This window comes from Methylobacterium nigriterrae (assembly GCF_037106235.1).
GTDB lineage: Bacteria > Pseudomonadota > Alphaproteobacteria > Rhizobiales > Beijerinckiaceae > Methylobacterium > Methylobacterium nigriterrae.
The window spans coordinates 1-3,202 of record NZ_JBAWTG010000266.1 but is presented as its reverse complement, the minus strand read 5'-3'; the positions used below and the strand labels follow the sequence as shown (position 1 = coordinate 3,202).

The window sequence follows — 3,202 nt, the reverse complement described above, 5'->3', positions numbered from 1 at the left end:
GCGCCTCCACTCAGCCCTCGGGTACCGTACGCCTGAGCAGGCCGAGCAGCGCTGGGCAACGTAACCTCCGTGTCCACAAAAACGGGGGAGGATCAGAACACCGCAGCCGCACGGCGATGTCAGGTACGCACCAATCGGGTGCAAGCCCATAAACGGCAACACCGCTTCAAGGGGCTGATCACCGGCTGGCTAGGCTGAACTCGATGGGCTCTGCCTCAACACGGGTCGGGGCTGGTTCATCCACAGCCGCAACTTCCGGCGAGGTCGGGCCCGGTTCGTGCCGGCGCTGGTGGCGAATGGCTTGAACGACAGCGCGACGGCTGCGCTTGTCAGGTCGGTTGATCTGCGCAGGCCGCAGCATGGGGCGCGGGAGCGACCTGTGCAAAGCTCGGGGGCGCACCGGCGCCGATGGCTCAGAGACTTTGGCTAGCGTACCGGTTGCCGCGGGTTCGGGTGAGAGGTTTTCAGCCTGCGCCATCGCAGCCACGACGATAGGAGCGCGCTCTTCTCGTGTGGGCGGATCCGCCCAGGCCCGAGCTGCGGCCCAGGTCTGAGGGACTTGAATGCTGGTTGCGAGCGTGCCCGGTGGCGGAGCTGTCTTCGAGGTCGGCTCGCTGCTAAGAGGCCGCGCGACGTAGCCAGCCGTGAGAAGGGCTGCGGCCGCTGTGATTACGCCTATGATCGCAGCCGCACGCCTCATCGTATGAAAACGGACGCTTGCTATCCCGTGTTCCCAGCCGTCCAGTAATTATCAAACCTGCCCGCGTGATCTCCCGGCCGTCCTGGTCAAAGCGGTGCCATGGATTGCGCAAGGGCCGCGGAACTGGTGGCCATTTGCCTTGGCAGAACATCGCCTGATCGCCCGGGCCTGCCCGACCGCACGAAGCTTGCGATGGTGAGCAGGATGAATAGCGCTAGGCCGAACCGGTACTGAAGGTGGATGACCAGCCCCAGCGTGACGAGCCATGCGGCTGAGCGCGAACCTGCGGCACCGCTACCCCTGGAGGACAGGGCCGGCCGGGATAGGGCTCGAGATTTCACCTGGACCTCTCATGGTCGCCGCGCGCTGTTTCGTCGCCCCGACAGGCCGTACCCATCTGAGGCACAGGCTCGGGCCGCTGCCGAGGCTGGGATCGAGCGGCGGCGCGAGTTGGACGTGTTCGGCTGAGTGCCTCACGGGAGCGTTGAGCAACTTCCGCTGACGCTGCGCCGGTCCACGCGATCACGGGCGCGCCGCAGGCCGCCATGAGCACCCGCAGGCCCTCGATCCACTCCTCGGCCTCGGCCAAGCTCATGAACCCGGCTCGCTGATGCAGCGAGCCGGTGCCGAGGATCACCACGACATCGAACCGCCCGTCAGATCGGTCAAAGACCTTGTACGTCACGATCTGTGCCATGGCTGCATCTACGCCGATCCCGCCCTGAAGGTTGCAGTAACAGGCATGTCACGATCCATGATCTCGCGAAAGCTGTGCTTGTCAGCGCCCCCCTGTATGAGCTTTGCTGGATATCGATGGCCCGCAAAACCAGTCGTAGCCCTGCGAGACCCTGAAACGCGGTCTCTCCGATTGGCGAGATGTGCGACCAAGGGCCTCGCCTGCCGGCAGGCGTCCCATCGGAACACACGCCTCCGGAGCAGCGGTGCGGGAGCAAAACGCCTGCGGATCACGTTCATGTAACGGTAATTAACATCTGCGAGGCGACGATGACCGATCTCGAAGTGCCACCCGCTCAGGTTGAGGCTCTCGCTCAGCAGGAGCGGGAGCGGATTGACGAGCGCCTTGCTCGATCAGGCGGCGACAGCGCTGCCTTCTGGCATGCTGTGGCGCTGATCTACCGGCGCGGTCTGCCTGACCCCGTAACTCCATGCGCAGATCTGAGCCTTGCAGCGTGAACCTGCTGCGGCGCCGCTTGCCATCACGGCGTGGCGGCCATCTCAGCTCAGGCCTGGCGAAGCTTTGCCTTTCCCGCGAGGCACTTACGGTTAAGCGGAGCCTTTCGTTAGGCACGGTTCAGGCTTGGTATGCCAAAAGCTCCCACCTGCATGTTCCGGAAACTCCTGGGTGTCACAACACCAGCAGGGGAGCACGAAACCGATGACATCTGACACGCGCCATGCCGCGCATGACAGCCTGCCAACCGCCATCTCTGGCGGCACTGACGCTCACCACGCTGACGCGAGCTTGCCGGCGCCTGTGCGCGATCACCTCGGGCATCAGCTGCAGGGCTTCTACGCCGCGATCCTGGCCGAGGCGCAGCCTCAGCGGCATCTCGATCTGATTGAGCAGTTCGATGCGGCGCTGATGGCTCAGGGCGATGCGTTCGCCTCTCAGTTCCGCGACGACCTCCTCGCCGCTCTCCCGGGTCTGCGCGCTTTCGCGATGTCCTTGGTCGTGGATTCCTCCCGCGCGGACGATCTTGTGCAGGAGACACTCGTGAAGGCGTGGGCCAACCAGCATCGCTTCCGGCCGGGCTCGAACCTGATGGCGTGGCTGATCACGATCCTGCGCAACCAGTTCTACACCGAGTGTCGCAAGCGCAAGCGCGAGGTCGAGGACGCCGACGGTGTGATGGCGGGGCAACTGACGGCGCCGCCAGCCCAGGAGCATGGGATCGAGCTGCAGAAGGTCTGGGCTCTCCTCACCAAGCTGCCGCCGCTCCAGCGCGAGGCTCTGCTGCTGGTGGGTGCACAGGGCCTGACCTACGAGGCCGCCGCCGAGGTCGCCGGCTGTCAGGTCGGCACGGTGAAAAGCCGCGTCAGCCGCGCGCGAGCGTTCGTAGCCGGATCGCTGCACATGCCCTCGCCGCGGCTCTCAACGTGAGCCGATGCTGCCTGCACCGATGAGCCATCCCCTGATCCGAAAGCTCGAGCATGGCGCTGCTTTGTCCGAGGTCGAGCGTTCCGCCCTGGTGGCTCTCACGCTCAACCGGCGCAGTGTTCCCGCGCGGCAGGACATTGCGGTCTACGACAACACGGATCGCGTCTACCTCGTCATGAGCGGCATCGCCGGGCGCTACAAGACCCTCTGGCAGGGCGGCCGCCGGATCGTCTCCTTTGCCGTGCCGGGCGACCTCTGCCGCATGCACAGCTCCGGCTCCTCCGCGCGCGACATGCGGCTGGGCGCGCTCACGCCCTGCTCCGTCGTCGACATCCCGCGCGCAAGACTCACCGAGCTGATCGAGACGCATTCCGGCATCGCCC

The 3,202-nt window shown here is 65.6% G+C and carries 4 protein-coding genes; 3 read left to right on the top strand and 1 reads right to left on the bottom strand.

Annotated elements, in window-relative coordinates; translation table 11 throughout:
- Positions 1-1,037 precede the first annotated feature (1,037 nt).
- Positions 1,038-1,397 (bottom strand): hypothetical protein, encoded by a 360-nt coding sequence (locus WDW90_RS35845; RefSeq protein WP_336492513.1) that lies wholly within the window; start codon positions 1,395-1,397, stop codon positions 1,038-1,040.
- A 308-nt stretch (positions 1,398-1,705) separates the two neighbouring features.
- Here WDW90_RS35845 and WDW90_RS35840 point away from each other — a divergent pair, with 308 nt between their 5' ends.
- From WDW90_RS35840 to WDW90_RS35830, 3 genes are all read left to right on the top strand, one after another.
- A complete protein-coding gene (locus WDW90_RS35840; protein ID WP_336492512.1) occupies positions 1,706-1,894 on the top strand; it encodes a hypothetical protein in 189 nt (62 codons plus the stop codon).
- A 202-nt stretch (positions 1,895-2,096) separates the two neighbouring features.
- A complete protein-coding gene (locus tag WDW90_RS35835) occupies positions 2,097-2,822 on the top strand; it encodes a sigma-70 family RNA polymerase sigma factor (RefSeq protein ID WP_336492511.1) in 726 nt (241 codons plus the stop codon).
- 19 nt (positions 2,823-2,841) lie between these two features.
- On the top strand, positions 2,842-3,202 hold a 361-nt coding region (locus tag WDW90_RS35830; protein WP_336492510.1), incomplete at its 3' end, for a cyclic nucleotide-binding domain-containing protein.

Coding starts and splice junctions, on each gene's coding strand:
- WDW90_RS35835 (WP_336492511.1), top strand. CDS start 2,097: ATGACATCTGACACGCGCCATGCCGCGCATGACAGCCTGCCAACCGCC.
- WDW90_RS35840 (WP_336492512.1), top strand. CDS start 1,706: ATGACCGATCTCGAAGTGCCACCCGCTCAGGTTGAGGCTCTCGCTCAG.
- WDW90_RS35845 (WP_336492513.1), bottom strand. CDS start 1,397: ATGGCACAGATCGTGACGTACAAGGTCTTTGACCGATCTGACGGGCGG.